36 protein-coding genes, 1 tRNA gene and 1 pseudogene are annotated in these 18,143 nt (G+C 50.6%); 37 read left to right on the top strand and 1 reads right to left on the bottom strand.

All coding sequences use genetic code 11. From position 1 onward, the window contains the following. The 34 genes and pseudogenes from ACXJJX_RS08820 to ACXJJX_RS08985 form a co-directional block, all read left to right on the top strand. Positions 1 to 127: EF-Tu C-terminal domain-related protein (locus ACXJJX_RS08820; protein WP_456434262.1), on the top strand; the 127-nt coding region annotated here is incomplete at its 5' end. Positions 128 to 189: 62 nt separating this feature from the next. After that, complete coding sequence (gene rpsJ / locus ACXJJX_RS08825; RefSeq protein WP_456434263.1) at positions 190 to 498, top strand: 30S ribosomal protein S10; 309 nt, start codon at positions 190 to 192, stop codon at positions 496 to 498. 15 nt (positions 499 to 513) lie between these two features. After that, positions 514 to 1,155 carry a 50S ribosomal protein L3 gene (gene rplC / locus ACXJJX_RS08830; RefSeq protein WP_456434230.1) on the top strand — a complete coding sequence of 214 codons (642 nt, stop codon included), beginning with the start codon at positions 514 to 516 and terminating at the stop codon, positions 1,153 to 1,155. Between the two features lie 10 nt (positions 1,156 to 1,165). Beyond that, positions 1,166 to 1,792 (top strand): 50S ribosomal protein L4, encoded by a 627-nt coding sequence (gene rplD, locus ACXJJX_RS08835; protein WP_456434231.1) that lies wholly within the window; start codon positions 1,166 to 1,168, stop codon positions 1,790 to 1,792. Further along, positions 1,789 to 2,079, top strand: coding sequence for a 50S ribosomal protein L23 (gene rplW, locus ACXJJX_RS08840; RefSeq protein ID WP_456434232.1), 291 nt, complete (start codon positions 1,789 to 1,791; stop codon positions 2,077 to 2,079). Before rplD ends, rplW begins: the two co-directional genes overlap by 4 nt. Positions 2,080 to 2,090: 11 nt before the next feature. Next, positions 2,091 to 2,912, top strand: a complete 822-nt coding sequence (gene rplB, locus ACXJJX_RS08845; protein ID WP_456434233.1) for a 50S ribosomal protein L2 — start codon at positions 2,091 to 2,093, stop codon at positions 2,910 to 2,912. An 11-nt stretch (positions 2,913 to 2,923) separates the two neighbouring features. Continuing rightward, entirely contained in the window at positions 2,924 to 3,208 is a 285-nt protein-coding gene (gene rpsS / locus ACXJJX_RS08850) for a 30S ribosomal protein S19 (protein WP_456434234.1), read from the top strand. An 18-nt stretch (positions 3,209 to 3,226) separates the two neighbouring features. Then, positions 3,227 to 3,559 (top strand): 50S ribosomal protein L22, encoded by a 333-nt coding sequence (gene rplV / locus ACXJJX_RS08855; protein WP_456434235.1) that lies wholly within the window; start codon positions 3,227 to 3,229, stop codon positions 3,557 to 3,559. 11 nt (positions 3,560 to 3,570) lie between these two features. Next, positions 3,571 to 4,227, top strand: a complete 657-nt coding sequence (gene rpsC, locus ACXJJX_RS08860; protein WP_456434236.1) for a 30S ribosomal protein S3 — start codon at positions 3,571 to 3,573, stop codon at positions 4,225 to 4,227. 11 nt (positions 4,228 to 4,238) lie between these two features. Then, positions 4,239 to 4,655 (top strand): 50S ribosomal protein L16, encoded by a 417-nt coding sequence (rplP, locus tag ACXJJX_RS08865; protein ID WP_456434237.1) that lies wholly within the window; start codon positions 4,239 to 4,241, stop codon positions 4,653 to 4,655. Next, a complete protein-coding gene (gene rpmC / locus ACXJJX_RS08870) occupies positions 4,652 to 4,849 on the top strand; it encodes a 50S ribosomal protein L29 (protein WP_456434238.1) in 198 nt (65 codons plus the stop codon). Before rplP ends, rpmC begins: the two co-directional genes overlap by 4 nt. Positions 4,850 to 4,858: 9 nt before the next feature. Continuing rightward, positions 4,859 to 5,134, top strand: a complete 276-nt coding sequence (gene rpsQ / locus ACXJJX_RS08875; protein ID WP_456434239.1) for a 30S ribosomal protein S17 — start codon at positions 4,859 to 4,861, stop codon at positions 5,132 to 5,134. Between the two features lie 19 nt (positions 5,135 to 5,153). Then, positions 5,154 to 5,522, top strand: a complete 369-nt coding sequence (gene rplN, locus ACXJJX_RS08880) for a 50S ribosomal protein L14 (protein ID WP_456434240.1) — start codon at positions 5,154 to 5,156, stop codon at positions 5,520 to 5,522. A gap of 11 nt (positions 5,523 to 5,533) precedes the next feature. Then, on the top strand, positions 5,534 to 5,866 hold the full coding sequence (gene rplX / locus ACXJJX_RS08885) for a 50S ribosomal protein L24 (protein ID WP_456434241.1): 333 nt from the start codon (positions 5,534 to 5,536) through the stop codon (positions 5,864 to 5,866). Positions 5,867 to 5,871: 5 nt separating this feature from the next. Further along, a complete protein-coding gene (gene rplE / locus ACXJJX_RS08890; RefSeq protein WP_456434242.1) occupies positions 5,872 to 6,411 on the top strand; it encodes a 50S ribosomal protein L5 in 540 nt (179 codons plus the stop codon). 11 nt (positions 6,412 to 6,422) lie between these two features. Continuing rightward, complete coding sequence (locus ACXJJX_RS08895) at positions 6,423 to 6,608, top strand: type Z 30S ribosomal protein S14 (protein WP_456434243.1); 186 nt, start codon at positions 6,423 to 6,425, stop codon at positions 6,606 to 6,608. Between the two features lie 12 nt (positions 6,609 to 6,620). Beyond that, the gene (rpsH, locus tag ACXJJX_RS08900; RefSeq protein WP_456434244.1) at positions 6,621 to 7,019 is read left to right on the top strand and encodes a 30S ribosomal protein S8; all 399 of its coding nucleotides are present in this window, start codon (positions 6,621 to 6,623) and stop codon (positions 7,017 to 7,019) included. A gap of 15 nt (positions 7,020 to 7,034) precedes the next feature. After that, entirely contained in the window at positions 7,035 to 7,601 is a 567-nt protein-coding gene (gene rplF / locus ACXJJX_RS08905; RefSeq protein ID WP_456434245.1) for a 50S ribosomal protein L6, read from the top strand. A 55-nt stretch (positions 7,602 to 7,656) separates the two neighbouring features. After that, positions 7,657 to 8,034 (top strand): 50S ribosomal protein L18, encoded by a 378-nt coding sequence (rplR, locus tag ACXJJX_RS08910; RefSeq protein WP_456434246.1) that lies wholly within the window; start codon positions 7,657 to 7,659, stop codon positions 8,032 to 8,034. Between the two features lie 23 nt (positions 8,035 to 8,057). After that, on the top strand, positions 8,058 to 8,558 hold the full coding sequence (rpsE, locus tag ACXJJX_RS08915) for a 30S ribosomal protein S5 (protein ID WP_456434247.1): 501 nt from the start codon (positions 8,058 to 8,060) through the stop codon (positions 8,556 to 8,558). A gap of 16 nt (positions 8,559 to 8,574) precedes the next feature. After that, positions 8,575 to 8,760 carry a 50S ribosomal protein L30 gene (gene rpmD, locus ACXJJX_RS08920; RefSeq protein ID WP_456434248.1) on the top strand — a complete coding sequence of 62 codons (186 nt, stop codon included), beginning with the start codon at positions 8,575 to 8,577 and terminating at the stop codon, positions 8,758 to 8,760. After that, a complete protein-coding gene (gene rplO / locus ACXJJX_RS08925) occupies positions 8,757 to 9,212 on the top strand; it encodes a 50S ribosomal protein L15 (protein ID WP_456434249.1) in 456 nt (151 codons plus the stop codon). Before rpmD ends, rplO begins: the two co-directional genes overlap by 4 nt. Before the next feature lie 3 nt (positions 9,213 to 9,215). Then, positions 9,216 to 10,523, top strand: coding sequence for a preprotein translocase subunit SecY (gene secY / locus ACXJJX_RS08930; RefSeq protein WP_456434250.1), 1,308 nt, complete (start codon positions 9,216 to 9,218; stop codon positions 10,521 to 10,523). A gap of 24 nt (positions 10,524 to 10,547) precedes the next feature. Next, positions 10,548 to 11,189, top strand: a complete 642-nt coding sequence (locus ACXJJX_RS08935) for an adenylate kinase (RefSeq protein WP_456434251.1) — start codon at positions 10,548 to 10,550, stop codon at positions 11,187 to 11,189. Between the two features lie 24 nt (positions 11,190 to 11,213). Continuing rightward, positions 11,214 to 11,987, top strand: a complete 774-nt coding sequence (gene map, locus ACXJJX_RS08940; protein WP_456434252.1) for a type I methionyl aminopeptidase — start codon at positions 11,214 to 11,216, stop codon at positions 11,985 to 11,987. 4 nt (positions 11,988 to 11,991) lie between these two features. Then, a complete protein-coding gene (infA, locus tag ACXJJX_RS08945) occupies positions 11,992 to 12,219 on the top strand; it encodes a translation initiation factor IF-1 (RefSeq protein ID WP_166031538.1) in 228 nt (75 codons plus the stop codon). A gap of 68 nt (positions 12,220 to 12,287) precedes the next feature. Continuing rightward, the gene (gene rpmJ / locus ACXJJX_RS08950) at positions 12,288 to 12,401 is read left to right on the top strand and encodes a 50S ribosomal protein L36 (RefSeq protein ID WP_456434253.1); all 114 of its coding nucleotides are present in this window, start codon (positions 12,288 to 12,290) and stop codon (positions 12,399 to 12,401) included. 15 nt (positions 12,402 to 12,416) lie between these two features. Beyond that, positions 12,417 to 12,794, top strand: coding sequence for a 30S ribosomal protein S13 (gene rpsM, locus ACXJJX_RS08955; RefSeq protein ID WP_456434254.1), 378 nt, complete (start codon positions 12,417 to 12,419; stop codon positions 12,792 to 12,794). Positions 12,795 to 12,807: 13 nt separating this feature from the next. After that, a complete protein-coding gene (gene rpsK, locus ACXJJX_RS08960) occupies positions 12,808 to 13,188 on the top strand; it encodes a 30S ribosomal protein S11 (protein ID WP_166031535.1) in 381 nt (126 codons plus the stop codon). A 30-nt stretch (positions 13,189 to 13,218) separates the two neighbouring features. After that, complete coding sequence (gene rpsD / locus ACXJJX_RS08965) at positions 13,219 to 13,851, top strand: 30S ribosomal protein S4 (protein ID WP_456434255.1); 633 nt, start codon at positions 13,219 to 13,221, stop codon at positions 13,849 to 13,851. Positions 13,852 to 13,872: 21 nt separating this feature from the next. Further along, positions 13,873 to 14,919 (top strand): DNA-directed RNA polymerase subunit alpha, encoded by a 1,047-nt coding sequence (locus tag ACXJJX_RS08970; RefSeq protein WP_456434256.1) that lies wholly within the window; start codon positions 13,873 to 13,875, stop codon positions 14,917 to 14,919. Next, a pseudogene (gene rplQ / locus ACXJJX_RS08975) lies at positions 14,919 to 15,273 on the top strand (50S ribosomal protein L17); the annotation flags it as partial. The gene ACXJJX_RS08970 and the pseudogene rplQ, both read left to right, overlap by 1 nt. Positions 15,274 to 15,590: 317 nt before the next feature. Continuing rightward, positions 15,591 to 15,665: transfer RNA gene (locus ACXJJX_RS08980), tRNA-Gly, on the top strand. Positions 15,666 to 15,810: 145 nt separating this feature from the next. Then, entirely contained in the window at positions 15,811 to 16,077 is a 267-nt protein-coding gene (locus tag ACXJJX_RS08985; protein WP_456434257.1) for a ComEA family DNA-binding protein, read from the top strand. A gap of 38 nt (positions 16,078 to 16,115) precedes the next feature. Here ACXJJX_RS08985 and ACXJJX_RS08990 read toward each other — a convergent pair whose 3' ends face one another. Continuing rightward, on the bottom strand, positions 16,116 to 16,661 hold the full coding sequence (locus ACXJJX_RS08990; RefSeq protein ID WP_456434258.1) for a hypothetical protein: 546 nt from the start codon (positions 16,659 to 16,661) through the stop codon (positions 16,116 to 16,118). A gap of 144 nt (positions 16,662 to 16,805) precedes the next feature. Between ACXJJX_RS08990 and proC the strand changes: the two genes are divergently transcribed. The 3 genes from proC to ACXJJX_RS09005 all read left to right on the top strand — a co-directional run. After that, positions 16,806 to 17,618 carry a pyrroline-5-carboxylate reductase gene (gene proC / locus ACXJJX_RS08995; RefSeq protein WP_456434259.1) on the top strand — a complete coding sequence of 271 codons (813 nt, stop codon included), beginning with the start codon at positions 16,806 to 16,808 and terminating at the stop codon, positions 17,616 to 17,618. A gap of 6 nt (positions 17,619 to 17,624) precedes the next feature. Beyond that, entirely contained in the window at positions 17,625 to 17,924 is a 300-nt protein-coding gene (locus tag ACXJJX_RS09000) for an HNH endonuclease (protein ID WP_456434260.1), read from the top strand. Continuing rightward, a partial coding sequence (locus ACXJJX_RS09005; RefSeq protein ID WP_456434261.1) for a polysaccharide biosynthesis/export family protein occupies positions 17,921 to 18,143 on the top strand: 223 nt, incomplete at its 3' end. The genes ACXJJX_RS09000 and ACXJJX_RS09005, both read left to right, overlap by 4 nt.

Raw genomic sequence — 18,143 nt, forward strand, 5'->3', positions numbered from 1 at the left:
TGGTGACAATGTGGAGTTAGAGGTTCAGTTGATCAAGCCTGTGGCGATGGAGGAGGGTTTGCGGTTTGCGATTCGGGAAGGTGGTCGGACGGTAGGAGCTGGTGTGGTCACCAAGGTTATTGAGTAATTTCCAGTTGGTCTGTTCCAACGGAGACAAAAGCACAAGGGGTTGAGGGTCCCAATATGATGATACCGACCCAGAAGATTAGGATAAAACTCAAGGCCTATGATCATAAGGTCTTGGATCAATCAGTGGCAGAGATAGTAAGGACAGCTCGGGATACTGGGGCGAGGGTGGCTGGGCCTATTCCGCTTCCGACTTCTATAAGTCGCTGGACGGTGTTACGCTCGCCCCATATAGACAAAAATTCCCGCGAGCAATTTGAAATCCGGACGCACAAGAGGCTTTTGGACATTCTGGAGCCCACACAACAGACCATAGATGCCCTGATGCAGTTAGAACTTCCGGCAGGCGTTGAAGTCGAAATCAAACTATAAGAGGTGGGTTGAGTCATGACGGTCATTGAGGGACTGATGGGGAAAAAACTCGGGATGACCAGGATCTTTACCGAAGAGGGCACTGTTATCCCGGTGACAATAATTGAAGTGGGTCCGTGTACGGTTATCCAGAAGAAGACCCTGGAGCGAGATGGCTATAACGCCCTTCAGCTGGGTTTTGGTCCACAGAAGTTATCTCGTCTGAACAAACCCATGGTTGGCCACTTGCGGCGGGCAGGGCTGGAAGAGGGATTCCGCTTTATAAAGGAGTTTAAGGTGGATGACCCTGAGGCCTTTGAAGTTGGCCAAAGGCTTACTGTGGTTGACCTGGGGATTACTCCCTCTGAAAGGGTCAAGGTTGCTGGGATCAGTAAGGGACGAGGTTTTTCCGGGCCGATTAAACGCTGGAACTTTAAGCGTCAACCTATGAGCCATGGCGCTAAACAAGTCCATCGCCGTCCGGGATCAAGCGGGGCCTCTACCTTCCCGGGGCGAGTCATCAAGGGGAAGAGAATGCCCGGTCACTATGGAAATGAGCGAGTGACCATTAAAAACCTTCTTGTGGCCGATGTGCTGCCAGAGAAAAATTTGGTCTTGGTCAAGGGGGCGGTTCCTGGTCCGGTAAACGGGCTTGTTATGATCTATAAACAGCGCTAGGGGTGGCATCATGGCAGTTTTGGACGTCTACAACGTCAAGAAAGAAAAAATTGGTCAGATTGAGGTCAGTGACGATATCTTCGCCCGTCCGGTAAAAGAGGGAGTTATTCATCAAGTGGTGGTCTGGCAGCTGGCCAAAAGACGGGCTGGTACGGCCTGTACTAAGACGAGAGGAGAGGTCTCCGGCGGTGGACGCAAGCCCTGGCGTCAGAAAGGCACAGGGCGGGCCCGTCACGGAAGCATCCGTTCTCCCATCTGGGTAGGTGGCGGGGTGGTTCACGGTCCTAGGCCCCGAGATTGGAGTTTTTCCCTTCCTAAAGGTGTTCGACGAGCGGCCCTTAAAATGGCCCTTTCGGCCAAACTCGGCGGAGATAAGATCTTGGTGATCGATGACTTTGGCCTAACGGAGATTAAGACAAAGAAGTTTGCCGAGATCCTCAGGAACCTAGGGGTGGAAAACGCCTTGGTGGTAACCCCCCAGCCGGATGAGAATCTGGAGAAGTCGGCCAGAAATCTGCCGACTGTTAAGGTTTTGCGTATTGAGGGGCTTAATGTTTACGATATTATTCGCTACGATTACTTGATCCTCCATCGTGACTCTATCCCCAAGATTGAAGAGAGGTTGGCTAAAAAATGAAAAACGCACGGGATATTATCATCCGGCCGTTGATTACCGAAAAGGCCCTTCGTCAGAAAGAAGAGGCCAACCAGGTTTGTTTTGAAGTGGCCAGAACGGCCAACAAGATAGAGATTAAAAAGGCTGTAGAAGAGATCTTTAAGGTGGCCGTAGAGGACGTCCAGACAATTATTGTCAAGGGTAAGCCTAAGAGGCTGGGGCGTTTTGCCGGGCGGCGTTCCTCTTATAAAAAGGCCATCGTCAGGCTGGCTCCTGGCCACAGTATTGAGTTCTTTGAGACCGTTTAGGGGGTAAGAGTATGCCCATTAAGAAATGTAAACCGACTTCTCCGGGCAGGCGTTTTCAGAGCTATCTGGTAGATCCGGAGCTCTCTAAAAAGGAGCCGGAGCGCAGTCTGGTGGAGCCTCTGAAAAAGACCGGGGGGCGTAATGTCTATGGTCGGATAACAGCCAGACACCGTGGAGGAGGTCACAAGAGGCTTTATCGGAAAATCGACTTTAAGCGCAACAAAGATGGGGTTCCGGCTAAGGTTGCAGCCCTGGAATATGACCCTAACCGTTCTGCGAGAATTGCCCTGCTTCACTATGCCGATGGAGAAAAACGCTACATCTTGGCTCCTCTAGGGCTCAAGGTGGGCGAGACGGTTATGAGCGGAGAGCAGGTAGATATCAAACCTGGAAACTGTCTACCTCTTAAGAACATTCCTCTAGGAACCCTGATCCATAATATCGAACTGCGTCCCGGGAAAGGGGGGCAGTTGGTTAGGGCCGCCGGAGCTGCTGCTCAGGTGATGGCTAAGGAAGGGGACTACGTTCACATTAAACTTCCCTCAGGGGAGATTCGTCTTATCCACCGGGAGTGCCGGGCCACGGTGGGGCAGGTCGGCAACCTTGACCATGAGAACGTAAGCATTGGTAAAGCTGGTCGTTATCGCTGGATGGGCTGGCGTCCTCATGTTCGGGGGGTGGCTATGAATCCCGTAGATCACCCTTTGGGTGGTGGAGAAGGGCGCAGCTCTGGTGGACGCCATCCTTGTTCTCCATGGGGGCAGTTGGCCAAGGGTCTTAAGACTCGAGGCAAGAAACCGAGCGACAAATTCATCTTAAAGCGCCGTAAGTAAGAGGTGTCGATATGCCACGGTCTAGAAAAAAGGGATTTTTTATTGATGAACATCTTCTCAAGAAGGTCCGCCAGGCTCGAGAGTCGGGTGATACCCGGGTAATTAAGACCTGGAGCCGCCGGTCAACCATTATTCCAGAGATGGTAGGGATGACCTTTGCGGTTCATAATGGTCGGAAATTTATTCCGGTCTACATTACCGAGAACATGGTGGGCCATAAGCTGGGGGAATTTGCTCCCACCCGGACCTATCACGGCCACGCCGCAGACAAAAGCAAGGTCAAGGGTAAAAGGTAAAAAGCGAGGTGTCTGGTTATGGAGGCGCGGGCAACTGCTAAATATGTTCGAATTTCTCCCTATAAGGCTCGGTTAGTGGTGGATGCTGTTCGGGGTAAGCCTGTGGGGGAGGCCCTGGCCATCCTGTCTTTTATGCCCAAAAAGGGGGCTCGGCTGGTAAAGAAGGTGCTTCTGAGCGCCATTGCCAATGCTGAACAGAATCCTCAAATAGATGTAGACTCTCTTTACATTAAGAAGATCTATGTCAATGAGGGCCCCAGGCTTAAGCGTTATCGGCCTCGGGCTATGGGAAGGGCCTTTCCAATTATCAAACGTCTCAGCCATATTACGGTCATCCTAGATGAAAAGTAAGGAGGAACGCCTTGGGTCATAAAGTCAATCCTATAGGTTTGAGGATTGGGATAACCAGGAATTGGGATTCCCGGTGGTATGCCGAGAAGGATTTTCCACAGTTGGTCTATGAAGATTACACTATTCGGCGCCATATTAAAAAGAAACTCTACCATGCAGGGATTTCGCGGATTGAGATCGAACGGGCGGCCAACAAAATTCGAATCAAGATTCATACCGCTAGGCCGGGGATCGTTATTGGCAAAAAAGGTGCCGAGATAGAGGCCCTAAGACGTGAACTCCAAAACATGACTGGCAAGGAAGTCTTTATTGATATCCAGGAGGTGAGGCGTCCAGAGCTTGATGCCCAGCTGGTGGCTGAAAATATTGCCTTACAGCTTGAACGAAGGATTTCCTTTCGTCGGGCGATGAAGCGGGCTGTAGGTTTGGCTATGCGTTTTGGGGCTGGGGGGATTCGGGTTCAGTGTGCTGGTCGTCTTGGGGGGGCTGAGATCGCCCGTCGGGAGTGGTATCGTGAAGGCCGGGTGCCTCTTCATACCTTGCGGGCGGATGTGGATTACGGTTTCGCCGAGGCTTTTACCACCTATGGGGTTATTGGAGTCAAGGTCTGGATATTTAAGGGAGAAGTTCTCCCTGAGAAGGAAGAACATTTAGAACTAAGGATTTAAGGGGATTAACCATGCTTCAGCCGAGGAAGGTCAAATATCGTAAGAGACAGAAAGGTCGGATGAGAGGGGTTGAATCCCGGGGTTATCGTTTGACCTTTGGAGACTATGGTCTGAAGGCTTTGGGGGCCTGTTGGCTCACTGCTCAGCAGATAGAGGCTGGTCGTATTGCTATCACTCGTTGTGTCAAAAGGGGGGCCAAGGTCTGGATAAGGGTATTTCCTGACAAGCCTATTACCAGAAAGCCAGCCGAGACCCGGATGGGTAAGGGTAAGGGGGCCGTTGATGCCTGGGTAGCGGTGGTCAGACCGGGGCGAATCATCTACGAGATAGAGGGAGTACCAGAGGAGCTGGCTAGAGAGGCCCTTCGTCTTGCGGCCCATAAACTTCCTATTCCATGCAAGATCATCTCGCGGGAGGAGCTCCTATGAAGCCGGAGGATCTTCGGGGTATGTCAGAAGAGGAGCTAAGAGACAAAGAGCGGGAGCTGAGGGAAGAACTTTTTAATCTTCGTTTTCAGAAAGCGACCCATCAGCTAGAGAATCCCATGCGGATACGGGAGATCAAGAAGGATATTGCCCGGATCAAGACCATCCTCCGGGAAAGAGAACTAGGTCTGAGGTAGGCAAGAGCCATGACAGAGAAGAAAATTTCCAAAAACAGAAGGACCTTTGTGGGTACGGTGGTCAGTGACAAGATGGACAAGACAGTAGTAGTCATGGTGGAGCGTTTGGTCCGCCATCCTGACTATGGAAAGTATATTCGGCGGCGTAAGAAATATATGGCCCATGATGAAGAAAATGCCTGTCGGGCCGGTGATCGTGTTCTTATTGAGGAGACTCGCCCGCTTTCCCGTCACAAGAGATGGCGTGTTCGTCAGATCCTAGAACGGGCCAAGGTGATCGAGTAGGCAAAAGGGGTGTGGGAAGATGATCCAACAGGAAACCTATCTCAACGTAGCGGATAACTCTGGGGCCAAAAAGCTCTTATGTATTCGGGTTCTGGGCGGGACAAGGCGACGTTATGCCCGGATCGGGGATGTTATTGTTGCCTCGGTCAAAGAGGCCCTGCCAAACTCTAAGGTCAAGAAGGGGGACGTTGTCCGGGCGGTAGTGGTCCGCACGGCCAAAGAGACCCCTCGCTCTGATGGTAGCTATATTCGTTTTGATGAGAATGCAGCTGTTCTCATTAATCAGTATGGAGAGCCAGTAGGAACTCGTATCTTTGGTCCGGTGGCCCGGGAACTCAGGGCCCGTAATTTTATGAAGATTATATCTCTTGCCCCAGAGGTTCTTTAGGAGGAGTTTTTATGGCTAGGGTTAAGCTTCACGTCAGGAAGAATGATCGAGTTCTGGTCCGTCGGGGGAAGGATAGGGGCAAGATAGGTCGGGTATTGGAGGTTTTGCCGAATCGCCAGCGGGCAGTTGTCGAAGGGGTAAACATTGTCAAAAGACATCTGCGCCCCACTCCTTATTCTCAAGGGGGGATTGTTGAGAAGCCAGCACCGGTTCATGTTTCTAACCTGATGATAGTCTGTCCTAAGTGTATGAGAGGTGTCCGGGTCGGGAGGAAGTTTCTCGAAGACGGCACTAAAGTCCGCATTTGTAAAAAGTGCGGGGAGATAATAGAGGCCAAGGAGTAGCGTTTATGCCGTGGCTTAAAGAACTGTATCAGAAAGAGTGTGTTCCTAAACTGATGGAGAAATTTGGCTACAAGAACCCCATGCAGGTGCCGCGGCTGGAGAAGATCGTTCTCAATATGGGGTTGGGGGAGGCTATCCAGAACCCCAAGATCATTGATTCGGCCATGGCAGAGTTGGCCATGATTGCTGGTCAGAGGCCTGTGATCAGGCGGGCCAAAAAGTCCATTGCCGCTTTTAAACTTCGGGCGGGGATGCCTATTGGGGTTTCGGTTACCCTGCGTAAGGGGCGGATGTGGGATTTCCTGACCAAATTGATCCATGTAGCCTTGCCTCGGGTTCGAGATTTTCGAGGGATATCTCCCCACTCCTTTGATGGCCGTGGCAACTATACTTTGGGGATCAAAGAGCACATCATCTTCCCTGAGGTTGATTACAACACCATTGACAAAGTAAAGGGCATGAATGTAACCATCGTTACCACTGCTGAGACTGATGAGGAGGCCAAGGAACTTTTGGCTCTCCTGGGGATGCCCTTTCGGAGATAGGAGGTTGTAAGGTGGCAAGAACTTGTCATATGGTCAAGGCCCGTCGGAAGCCCAAGTTTGCGGTCCGTCAGCGCAATCGTTGCCCTATATGTGGCCGCCCGCGGGCTTTCTTGAGAAAATTTGGCTGTTGTCGTTTGTGTTTTCGAAAGCTTGCCTCAGAGGGGAAGATCCCTGGGGTGAGGAAAGCCAGTTGGTAGAGGTGAAAGTCTATGTCCATGACGGATCCTATTGCTGACATGCTGACCCGTATTCGTAATGCCTGTATCGCCAGGCATGAATATGTCGAGGTGCCGGCCTCAAAGATGAAGTTGGCCATTGCCAAAATTCTAGCTGAGGAGGGCTACATCGCCGGATACAAGTTCATCAACCAACCTCCTCAGGGCCTTATTCGAATTCAGCTTAAATATAATGCCGACAGGAGACCTATCATTGCTGGTCTTAAAAAGATCAGTAAGCCGGGTCGCAGAATCTATCGGGCCAAAGATGAACTTCCCAAGATTCGCAACGGTTTTGGGATTGCCATCATTAGTACCTCTCGAGGAATAATGACCGATCACGAGGCCAGAAAAATCGGGGTCGGTGGCGAGGTAATTTGCGCCGTTTGGTAAAGGGAGGGCGAGAAGATGCTTTCGCGAATTGGACGCAGACCTATACCGATCCCTGAGGGGGTCAAGGTGACCCTGACGGAGGAAGAAATCATCATTGAAGGCCCCAAGGGCCGTCTTTCCCGGCCCCTTCATCCTTTGGTGGAGATAGTGGTAGAAGAAGGACAGATCAAGGTCAATCCCCGGCAGATCCGAAAGAGGCTTCGCCGTAAGGCTGGGGCCTTTCAAGGTCTGTATCGGGCCCTTATCAACAATATGGTTATCGGGGTAACCAAGGGGTTCCAAAGGATCCTTGATATTGTTGGCCTTGGTTATCGGGCGGAGATTAAGGGCAATACCCTGGTTTTAAATGTAGGCTATTCTCATCCGGTGGAGTTTTCTCTGCCTGAGGGGATAAGTGCTAAGGTAGATAAGGGAACTGGTGATGTTCAGGCCCGTATAGTTCTTGAGGGTATTGATAAAGAGCGGGTGGGCCTTACGGCAGCTAAAATAAGGGCTATAAGACCTCCAGAGCCTTACAAAGGGAAGGGGATTCGTTATTCAGATGAGGTCATCGTTAGAAAGGCTGGTAAGGCTGGCAAATAGGGAGGTTAGAAAAGTCGGCAGGGTATAGGATCTCTGTCGCGGGAGAGGTGAACAAATGGTACGGACAAACAAAAAATTATTGGCCAGACTACGGCGTAAAAAAAGGATTCGTAAAAAGATATTTGGCACAGCTGAGCGGCCCCGGCTCTGTGTCTTCCGGAGCGCCAAACACATTTATGCCCAGATCATAAACGATGAAGAAGGTCGGACATTAGTAGCGGCCTCAACTCTTTCTAAGGATTTAAGAGAGCGTCTTCTGGAACTTAAAGGTCAGGGGAAGGTGGCCTTGGCCAAGGCTGTGGGAGAGCATCTGGCCAAACTGGCCAAGGAGAAGGGAATTACCAAAGTGTGCTTTGATCGTGGAGGCTATCGATACCATGGTCGGGTAAGGGCCTTGGCCGAAGGGGCCCGAGAAGGTGGCCTTGAATTTTAAGATGGCTTTGAGGAGGGAAGGCTTTGGTAGAAGGACGAGAGAACCTGGAGAATCTGATTGAGAAGATTATTTTCATTAACCGAGTGGCCAAGGTGCATAAAGGCGGACGTCGTTTTCGATTTGCGGCCATTGTTGTTGTAGGGAACGGGGAGGGCCGGGTAGGTTATGCTCTAGGTAAGGCCCCCGAGGTTCCTGATGCCATAAGAAAGGCCCTGGATAAGGCCAAGAAAAACATGGTCGAGGTGCCCATAGTTCAAGGAACTATTCCTCATGAGGTGTTGGGGGAATACGGTTCGGCCCAGGTAATCCTCAAACCGGCTTCCCCGGGAACCGGGGTCATTGCCGGTGGTGTGGTGCGGGCCATTATGGATGCCGTGGGGATCAAGAACATTCTCACCAAGTGCCTAAATAGTACTAATCCCCATAACGTGGTCAAGGCGGTTTTCCATGCCTTCTCTCAGTTGGAAAGTGCCGAAATGGTCGCTCAAAAGCGCGGTAAATCCTTGGAGGAGATTGCTGCCTAAGGAGGCTACTTTGAAGATGGACAAGGTTCTCAAAGTCACCTTGATAAAAAGCCCTAATGGGCGTACCAAAAAACATCGTCAGACTTTACGTGGCCTGGGGCTTACTCGGATGCATAAGACGGTCTGTCTGCCGGACACCCCGGCCATAAGAGGAATGATAAATAAGGTCCGTTATCTGCTTCGAGTCGAGGGGGAAGTATGATCAATCTTTCCAATCTTAAGCCATCTTTAGGGTCCCGAAAGAGGGAGAAGCGCGTAGGGCGCGGGCCGGGATCTGGCCACGGTAAGACCTCTTGTCGGGGCCAGAAAGGTCAACGCTCTCGAAGTGGCGGTGGAGTGCCACCTTGGTTTGAAGGGGGGCAGATGCCTCTTATCCGCCTTCTTCCCAAGCGGGGGTTTAATAATGCCCGTTTCCGTGTGGAGTACGCTATCGTCAATATACGTGATCTTGCCGCTAAGTTCTCTGAAGGGGATATCGTTGATCTTGAGGCCTTAAAGAGGGTCCGGTTACTCAAAGGGAAGGCCTTGAGGGTTAAAGTATTAGGAGATGGGGAGATCTCTTTTCCGATAATCCTGAAGGTCCACAAGGTCAGTAAGACGGCCCAGGAGAAGATCCAGGCCGCCGGCGGGCAAATTGAGCTTGTGGAGGGCTAATTAATGGCGGCAGGCATTCAGAGCCTGGGTAATATTCCAGAACTGAGGCGTCGGATTTTCTTCACTCTTCTGGCCCTGGCCGTCTATCGGATTGCCGTCCAAGTGCCTACTCCGGGAATCAATGCCGACGCCCTGATGGCCCTTTTTAGCCGGGCTGGTAGTACCCTTTTTGGTTTTGTAGATATGTTCTCTGGAGGGGCCCTAAGGCGTTTGTCGGTCTGCGCCTTAGGGATCATGCCTTATATTAGTGCCTCTATTATCCTCCAATTGCTCACGGTGGTTATTCCTACTCTGGAGCAGCTCAAAAAAGAAGGTCCAGAAGGTCGCCGGAAGATGGCCTTTTATACTCGATATCTTACGGTGGCCATTAGTCTGGTTCAGGGTATGGGGATTGCCATTGGTCTAGAGAGTATGACCGGTCCCAATGGACAGATGATAGTCCTTAACCCTGGCTGGGAATTTCGGCTGATGACCACTCTTACCCTGACCACAGGTACGGTTTTTCTTATGTGGTTGGGAGAACAAATCACGGAACATGGAATAGGGAACGGTATCTCCCTGATTATCTTTGCTGGTATTGTGGCTCGGATGCCTTCGGCTATCATCAATACTTTCCGTCTTATGAAAACCGGAGAGATCAACCCAGCCCTGATGCTCTTTCTGTTGGTAATGATGGTGGCCGTGGTGGCCTTTATTGTCTTTATGGAGCGGGCGCAACGGCGTATTCCCATTCACTATGCCCGCCGGACGGTGGGGCGGACAGTGTATGGGGGGCAGACAACCCATTTGCCCTTAAAGGTCAATATGTCTGGAGTTATCCCTCCGATCTTTGCCTCCTCAATTATTATGTTTCCGGCCACCATCGCCAACTTTGTTCCCTTTGAGTTTATGCAGACCTTGGCCAATCAGTTAAGGCCGGGGTCTTTTCTCTATGAGGCCCTTTATGTGGCTCTCATAGTCTTTTTCTGTTTCTTCTACACGGCAATTATCTTCAATCCCGAAGAGGTAGCTGAAAACCTTCAAAAGTATGGAGGCTATATCCCAGGTATCCGGCCAGGAAGGCCCACAGCGGAATTTATTGATCGGGTTTTGACCAGGATCACTGTTATCGGGGCTATTTATGTCTCGGCTATTTGCGTTTTGCCAGCCATTTTGATAACCAAGTTTAACGTGCCTTTTTACTTTGGTGGTACGGCGCTCCTCATTGTGGTTGGGGTTGCCATGGATACCATGGCCCAGATTGAATCCCATCTGATTACCCGCCACTATGAGGGCTTCATGAAGCAGGGGCGGCTCAGGGGCCGTCGCTAAAATCTCAGCTTTAAGGAGGGGGCCATGAACATTATTCTCTTGGGACCGCCAGGTGCTGGTAAGGGGACTCAGGCCAAAAGGCTGGTTGAAAAGTACGGAATTCCCCAGATTTCTACTGGAGATATGTTTCGGGAACACCTTAAAAACCAAACCGAACTGGGGAAAAAGGCCAAGGAGTATATGGACAAAGGCCAGTTGGTACCAGATGAGATCGTCATCGGGATGGTAGAGGAACGTCTTTCCCAGGCAGACTGTGAAAAAGGATTCATGCTCGATGGTTTTCCGCGGACGGTTCCTCAGGCCGAGGCCCTGGATAAGCTTCTTGAGAAGATGGGTCGTAAGATCGACCATGTAATCCTCATCGATGTTCCTGAAGAGGAGCTTGTCAAGAGGCTTACCGGGCGGCGGACTTGTAAGCAGTGTGGGATGATGTATCATGTAATATTTAAGCCTCCTAAGGTTGAGGGTAAGTGTGATGTTTGTGGAGGGGAACTCTATCAGCGAGACGATGACACCGAAGAGACTGTTCGCAATCGCTTAAAGGTTTATAACGATCAGACAAAGCCTTTGGTTGATTACTACGAGGGCAAAGGACTACTCCGGCGGATAGATGGCTTGGGTAGCATTGATGAAATCTTTGAGAGGATATGTCAGGTCTTGGGCTAGCCGGGGCTTGTCAGATGGCCAGCTATGAAGGGTACGGCCAGAGGAATAATACTTAAAGCCCCCTGGGAGATAGAAAAACTCCGGGTGGCCAATAGTATTGTTGCCGAGATTCTGGCCAAGCTGCGGGAGGTGATTGCTCCAGGAATAAGTACCTGGGATCTTGATCGGCTGGCCGATGAATGGGTGCGAGAAAAGGGGGCCCTCCCGGCCTTTAAGGGCTATCGAGGGTTCCCCTTTAGCCTTTGTGTCTCCATAAACGAAGAAGTGGTCCACGGGATTCCCTCCAGGGAGCGGATCCTGCGGGAAGGTGATATCGTGAGCCTTGATTTTGGGGCCATCTACGATGGCTATGTGGGAGATGCGGCGGTGACGATCCCTGTGGGCCGGATTTCAGAAGAGGCGGCTAGGCTTATCAAGGTGACCAGGGAGTGTCTAGATCTGGCTATTGATCGGGCCCGCTTTGGCAACCGGGTCCAGGATATATCGGCTGCTATCCAGCGCCATGCCGAGGCCCATGGTTTTTCAGTGGTCCGGCAGTTTGTGGGCCATGGAGTGGGACGTTCTCTCCATGAGGGTCCGGAGGTGCCGAATTTTGGGCGTCCGGGCAAGGGGCCCAGGCTTCAGCCGGGGATGGTAATCGCTATTGAGCCTATGGTTAATGTTGGGGGATCTGAGGTGGAGATATTGGCCGATGGTTGGACCGCAGTAACCAAAGATCGCAGTCTTTCGGCCCATTTTGAACATTCGGTCGCTATTACTGCTAAGGGGCCACAAATTTTGAGCCGGCTGGAGGAATAAGAGAATGCCTAAGGAAGAGGCCATTGTAGTTGAAGGAACAGTGGTTGAAACCTTGCCCAACGCCATGTTTAGGGTTGAGTTAGACAACGGCCACAAGGTCTTGGCCCATATTTCCGGGCGGATGAGAATGCACTATATCAGAATCCTTCCAGGAGACAGGGTGACTGTAGAACTTTCCCCCTATGATCTGACGCGGGGAAGGATTGTTTATCGAGGCAAGAAGCCTCAGTAAGGGGCTGGTAGAATCTTTGAGACTGTGGTATGTAGCGGCCCCGGAGAGTTTGTTTGGGAGGCACAACCATGAAGGTCAGGGCATCGGTTAAAAGACGTTGTCGTAAGTGTCGGATCATCAAGCGTAAGGGAATCGTCCGGGTTATTTGTGAGAACCCGCGTCATAAACAAAGACAGGGATAAAGGAGGAGGAGAGTCTTGCCTCGGATTGCCGGAGTAGATGTCCCAGATAATAAGAAGATTTGTATCGCTCTTACCTACATTTATGGTATTGGCCACACTCTGGCCCAGAAAATTCTTACTGAAGCTGGTGTGGATTGGAACAAAAAGACCAAGGATCTTACCGACGAGGAATTGACCAAAATCCGTTCTATAATTGAACATGAATATAAGGTTGAGGGTGACCTTCGTCGTGAAGTCTCTATGAATATCAAGCGTCTGATGGATATGGGGTGTTATCGAGGTTTGAGACACCGTCTGGGGCTACCTGTAAGGGGTCAGAAGACCCGCTCTAATGCCCGAACCAGAAAGGGGCCTCGTCGTTCTATTATTGGTAAGAGGAAGAAAGGTAAATAGGTGAGGGAGATATATGGCCAGAAAACGTCGTAAAAGAGAAAAGAAGAATATCCCCGAGGGAGTGGCCCACATTCAGGCCTCTTTTAATAATACCATCGTCACCATCACCGATAAGCAGGGCAATACGGTAGCCTGGGCCAGCGGGGGCACGGAAGGTTTTAAAGGGTCTCGTAAGGGGACACCCTATGCCGCCCAGTTGGCGGCTCAGGCTGCTGCTCGGAAGGCTCAGGATCAGGGAATGAGGAAAGTGGCGGTCTATGTTAAGGGCCCTGGTCCGGGGCGTGAGGCGGCCTTGAGGGCCTTACAGGCGGCCGGTTTCCAGATTACCCTGATCAAGGACGTTACTCCTATCCCCCATAATGGTTGTCGCCCGCCTAAGAGAAGACGGGTGTAGTCCTATTTTTCAGATAAGGAGGGCTGTGTTTTGGGTCGGTATTTAGGACCAAGGTGTCGTTTGTGTCGTCGGGAAGGGATGAAGCTCTACCTAAAAGGGGAGCGTTGCTATACAGATAAGTGTTCCTTTGAGAGGAGGAGCTATCCACCGGGGCAGCATGGTCAGGCTCAGGTTCGGGCCAAGATGTCTGACTACGGGATTCGGTTGCGGGAAAAGCAAAAGGTTAAAAGAATGTACGGATTGTCTGAAAAACAGTTCCGGCGCTATTTTGATGAGGCCGACCGGCGCAGGGGTCTAACTGGAACTAACCTCTTAGTCCTTCTTGAGCGCCGTCTGGATAATGTTGTTTATCGGCTGGGGTTTGCCAGCTCCAGGCGTCAGGCCCGGCAGCTTGTCCGTCACGGTCATATTCTGGTCAATGGGCGAAAGGTCGATATCCCTTCCTTCCTGGTTAAGATAGGAGATGTCATAGAGGTCAAGGAAAAGAGTCGTCAAAACCCCTTTGTTAAGGAGGCCCTGGAAGGTGTGGCCAGAAGGGGAGTACCGCAGTGGTTAGAGTTTGAGCCAGAGGCCTTTAAAGGGACGGTCAAGGCCTTTCCGGTAAGGGAAGATATAACAATGCCCATCCAGGAACAGCTCATCGTTGAGTTCTACTCACGATAAAAGGGGTGAGAAAAGAGGCTTATGTCTGAACACAAGATTCCATTTTATCGGAACTGGCGGGAGTTAATCAGGCCCAAGGGTTTAGTAATAGATGAAGACAGTCAGCTTCCTCATTATGGGAAGTTTGTGATCGAGCCCCTTGAGAGAGGGTTTGGAGTCACCCTGGGGAACGCTCTGAGGCGAGTTCTTCTTTCTTCTTTGCAAGGTGCGGCCATTACCTCCGTGAAGATAGAAGGGGTGGAGCACGAGTTTACTAGCCTCCCCGGTGTGGTGGAGGATATCACCGACATAGTCCTCAACCTCAAAGGAGTCAGGATAAAGATGCTCCGTGAGGCTCCCAAGACTATTTTTTTAGATAAGAAGGGTCCGGCGGAGGTCAAGGCGGGAGATATTCAGACGGATGAAGAAATTGAAATCATGAACCCTGACCACTACTTGGCTACCCTTACCAAGGATGGCCGTCTGAAGATGGAAATGGTTGTCAAGTGGGGTAAGGGTTATGTTCCGGCAGAGCGGAACAAAGAAGAGGAGACACCTATCGGGGTCATCCCCATAGATGCGATCTTTTCACCGATAAAAAAGGTTAACTTCAACGTTACCTTGGCCCGGGTAGGTCGGATCACTGACTTTGACCGTTTAGTTCTTGAGGTTTGGACAGATGGGACTGTTTCTGCAGATGATGCTGTAGCCTATGCGGCCAAAATCCTTAAGGAACAGCTCAACATCTTTATAAATTTTGATGAGGCTACGGCGGAGCCGGCTACGGCCGAAGAGGCCGAGGAGGAGGCCCCTTCGTATCTGGAGCACCTCAACAGACGCGTAGATGAACTTGAGCTTTCTGTCCGTTCAGCCAATTGCCTAAAGAATGCCAATATAAACTATATCGGAGAGCTAGTTCAGAAGACCGAGGCCGAGATGCTTAAAACCAAAAACTTCGGCCGTAAGTCACTCAACGAGATCAAAGAGATCTTGGCCTCTATGGGGCTTAAGTTTGGGATGAAGCTGGACAACTGGACCCCTCCTTCCCAGGATAAAGAAGAGACCAAGGATAAGGAAGGTGTTTCCTAATGAGACACAGGAAAGTTAGTCGGAGATTAGGCCGGACTTCCTCACACCGGCAGGCCATGTTGCGGAATATGGTTACCTCTCTCTTTGAGCATGAGCGTCTGGTAACTACCGAGGCCAAGGCTAAAGAATTACGTCGTCTAGCCGACAGGATGGTGACCTTGGCCAAAAAAGGCACTTTACATGCCCGGCGTCAGGCCTTGGCTGTTATCCGAGACAAGGCGGTAGTCAGGCGTCTCTTTACGGAGATAAGGGAGAGGTATCTCGATCGAAACGGAGGATATACCCGGATTATTAAATATGGTTTTCGCCGGGGCGATGGGGCCCCGTTGGTAGTAATCGAGTTGGTGACGGAGTCGTTGTCTCGCAAAAGGCGTAGCCGTCCAAAATCCCAGCCTTCGATGGCCCCGAAGGTAAGTGAGCCCAAGGTAGCTGAAGAACCTAAAACCACAGCCTCCGAGGCTTCAGAGAGCGGAGAAGTTTCCGATCTCGAGACAAAAGGGTCTCTTCAGACAACCGAAGGATCGGTGAGAGTCGGGCCGGAATCTTCGGTGGAGGCTACCTCTGAGATCAAAGAGGCCGGGGAACCCAAAGAGGCCTCAGAGAAGAAGGACTCTTAGAGCCGGTTGACAGAGACTGATCTCAGGCTATATAATTTATAGCGCTTTTAGGGAGCGGGAATAGCTCAGTGGTAGAGCGCCACCTTGCCAAGGTGGATGTCGCGGGTTCAAATCCCGTTTCCCGCTCCAGGAGAAATTTAAAAAGGCCGCATCATGCGGCCTTTTTTTATTTCTTTAATTTCCTTTCTGATTTTTGACCTTTAGTCCCCCAAAACTCCAGCCGATATGAATATCAACTTATTTTCAATCTAAATCTAAGATGGAGGTGGGTAGGATGAAGAAGCTTCAGGTCTTAGGGATCGTCTTTTTCCTGATAGTCTTTCTTTTAACCGGTGTTTGGGCAGCGGGGACTAACATCAATAAGGCTACAGTTTCAGAGCTTGACTTGTTGCCTGGAATCGGTCCCAAAACTGCCCAGGCCATAGTTGATTATCGCCAAGTCCATGGACCGTTTAAGTCGGTAGATGACCTTCTTAAGGTAAAAGGTATCGGGGCCAAAAAGCTTGAGAAGATCAGGCCCTTGATATCTGTAGAGGATTAAGTCTGAAAAGGGCCGGCAGATGCCGGCCCTTTTCTTTTTTATTTAAAGGATCTTTGAAAGAGTTCCTCTATGGCCTTTTGTCCTTCCTCTGTAAGATGACGGGTTCCTGTACCTACAAAGGTAGGATACTGAATCCGGGGGCTGTCTTCGACCCAACGCCCCTCCTTCCAGCTAAACCAAGTCCTTTTCTTCTGATCAAAAACATGAAGGGGGCGATTGAAAAGTTTGGCTAGCTCTGCAGCCCAGCCAGTCCCCCCTTTTACTGTGTCGTTGTCGAGGATCTCTCCCACGATGAAGACCTGATAGCCCTTGTTGACCATATGGAAGATAACCTGAAGGATCTTTCGGATTTTATCTGGTTTGGCATAATTTCTCTTCATCATCCGGGAGACCAACTCCATACTTATATCGCCTCGTTTAAGTTCTTCTTCGGAGAGGACAGTCAGATTTTGGGCCCTATCAGGACGATGCCCTTTGTAAGTAAAAACGACTTCTTTGACTCCTGTTCTCTGGGCCAACTCTCCAAAACAGGTCTCAGCTCCTTTGAGGCCACTGTGGTAAATGACACACTCTTCTGGTTTCATGGATAGACTCCTGTTCTTTTAAAAATAGAAGCCCCTTTTTAGCTAATTTTGGCTATTTGTCAATTTAAAATTTTTCTTCTGTTTCTTGTTATCTAGAGGCCTAAGTGCTAGGAGAGAAGAAATTAATAGTTACAGGGGGATAATATGGAAAAGATTGGTTTTATTGGTGGAGGTCAGATGGCCGAGGCCCTGATTAAGGGTATCCTGGCCAGCGGAATAGCAGGCACAGAGAACATTGCCGTCTCTGAGCCCCTTGAGGGGCGCCGCATTTACCTGAGGGATACCTACGGCGTTTATGTCTCCTCGGAAAACAGGGAGATTCTTGTCCGGACGAGAATCATAATTCTGGCGGTAAAACCTCAGGTTATGGCCCGAGTGTTGGAGGAGATAGCTCCGGAGGTAACGGCAGATCATCTTATAATTTCCATTGCTGCCGGGATCCCCCTTTCCTTTCTTGAAGGCAAACTTCCTGAGGGAACAAGAGTTGTCCGTGTCATGCCCAACACTCCGGCCCTTGTTCTTGAGGCCATGAGCGTCCTTTCTCCGGGAAAGGCAGCTACAGAAGAAGACCTTGACGCAGCCATGAATATTTTTTCGGCCATTGGAGAGGCCCTCTCCCTTCCAGAGGCCTATCTTGATGCCGTCACTGGCCTGTCGGGCTCGGGACCTGCCTATGTGTTTGCTTTTATTGAGGGGCTTATAGATGCTGGGGTAAGGGTCGGTCTGCCTAGGCCTCAGGCCGAGAGATTGGCCATCCAAACCGTTTTGGGAGCTGCTCGTCTGGCCAAGGAGACGTCTAAGGATCCCTATCAATTAAAGGCTATGGTTACCTCTCCTGGCGGGACGACTATTGCTGGTCTTAAGGAGATGGAACGGGCCGGGTTTAAAGGTATCATCTTTGAGGCCGTGGAGGCTGCTACCCGCCGTTCCCAGGAGTTGGCCGAAGAAGTAAAATAAAAAAACATGTTTTTTGTCGATGAAGAACATATCAAGAGGGAGAAGCAGAAGGCCAGACGTCTTCGGGCCACTCGCTGGTGGCGAAGACGTTGTGCCAGTGGCCGATGTCACTACTGCGGCCGGAGAGTCCATCCTTCAGAATTGACCATGGATCATGTGATCCCCCTTTCAAGGGGAGGGGTTTCGGTCAAGGAAAACCTTGTTCCGGCCTGCAAGGAATGTAACACCAAGAAAAAGTATCTTTTGCCGATAGAATGGGAAGAATATCTCGCTAGAATGAGAAAATCTCTGGAGGAGGATAGATGATCATAAAAGACCTGAAGAGTCTAGGAATTCAGGGATTGGTATTCCTTTTCTTGTTTTCTGGTGGATTTGTATGGGCTGAAAAAGAGGCCCCTTATACCATTGGTCCTGGAGATGTTTTGGAGATTCTTGTCTGGCACGAGCCTGATCTTTCTCGTAGTGAAATCATTGTCCGCACAGACGGTATGATTACCCTCCCGTTGGTAAACGACATTAGGGCTG

Source organism: Thermosulfuriphilus sp. (assembly GCF_054026695.1).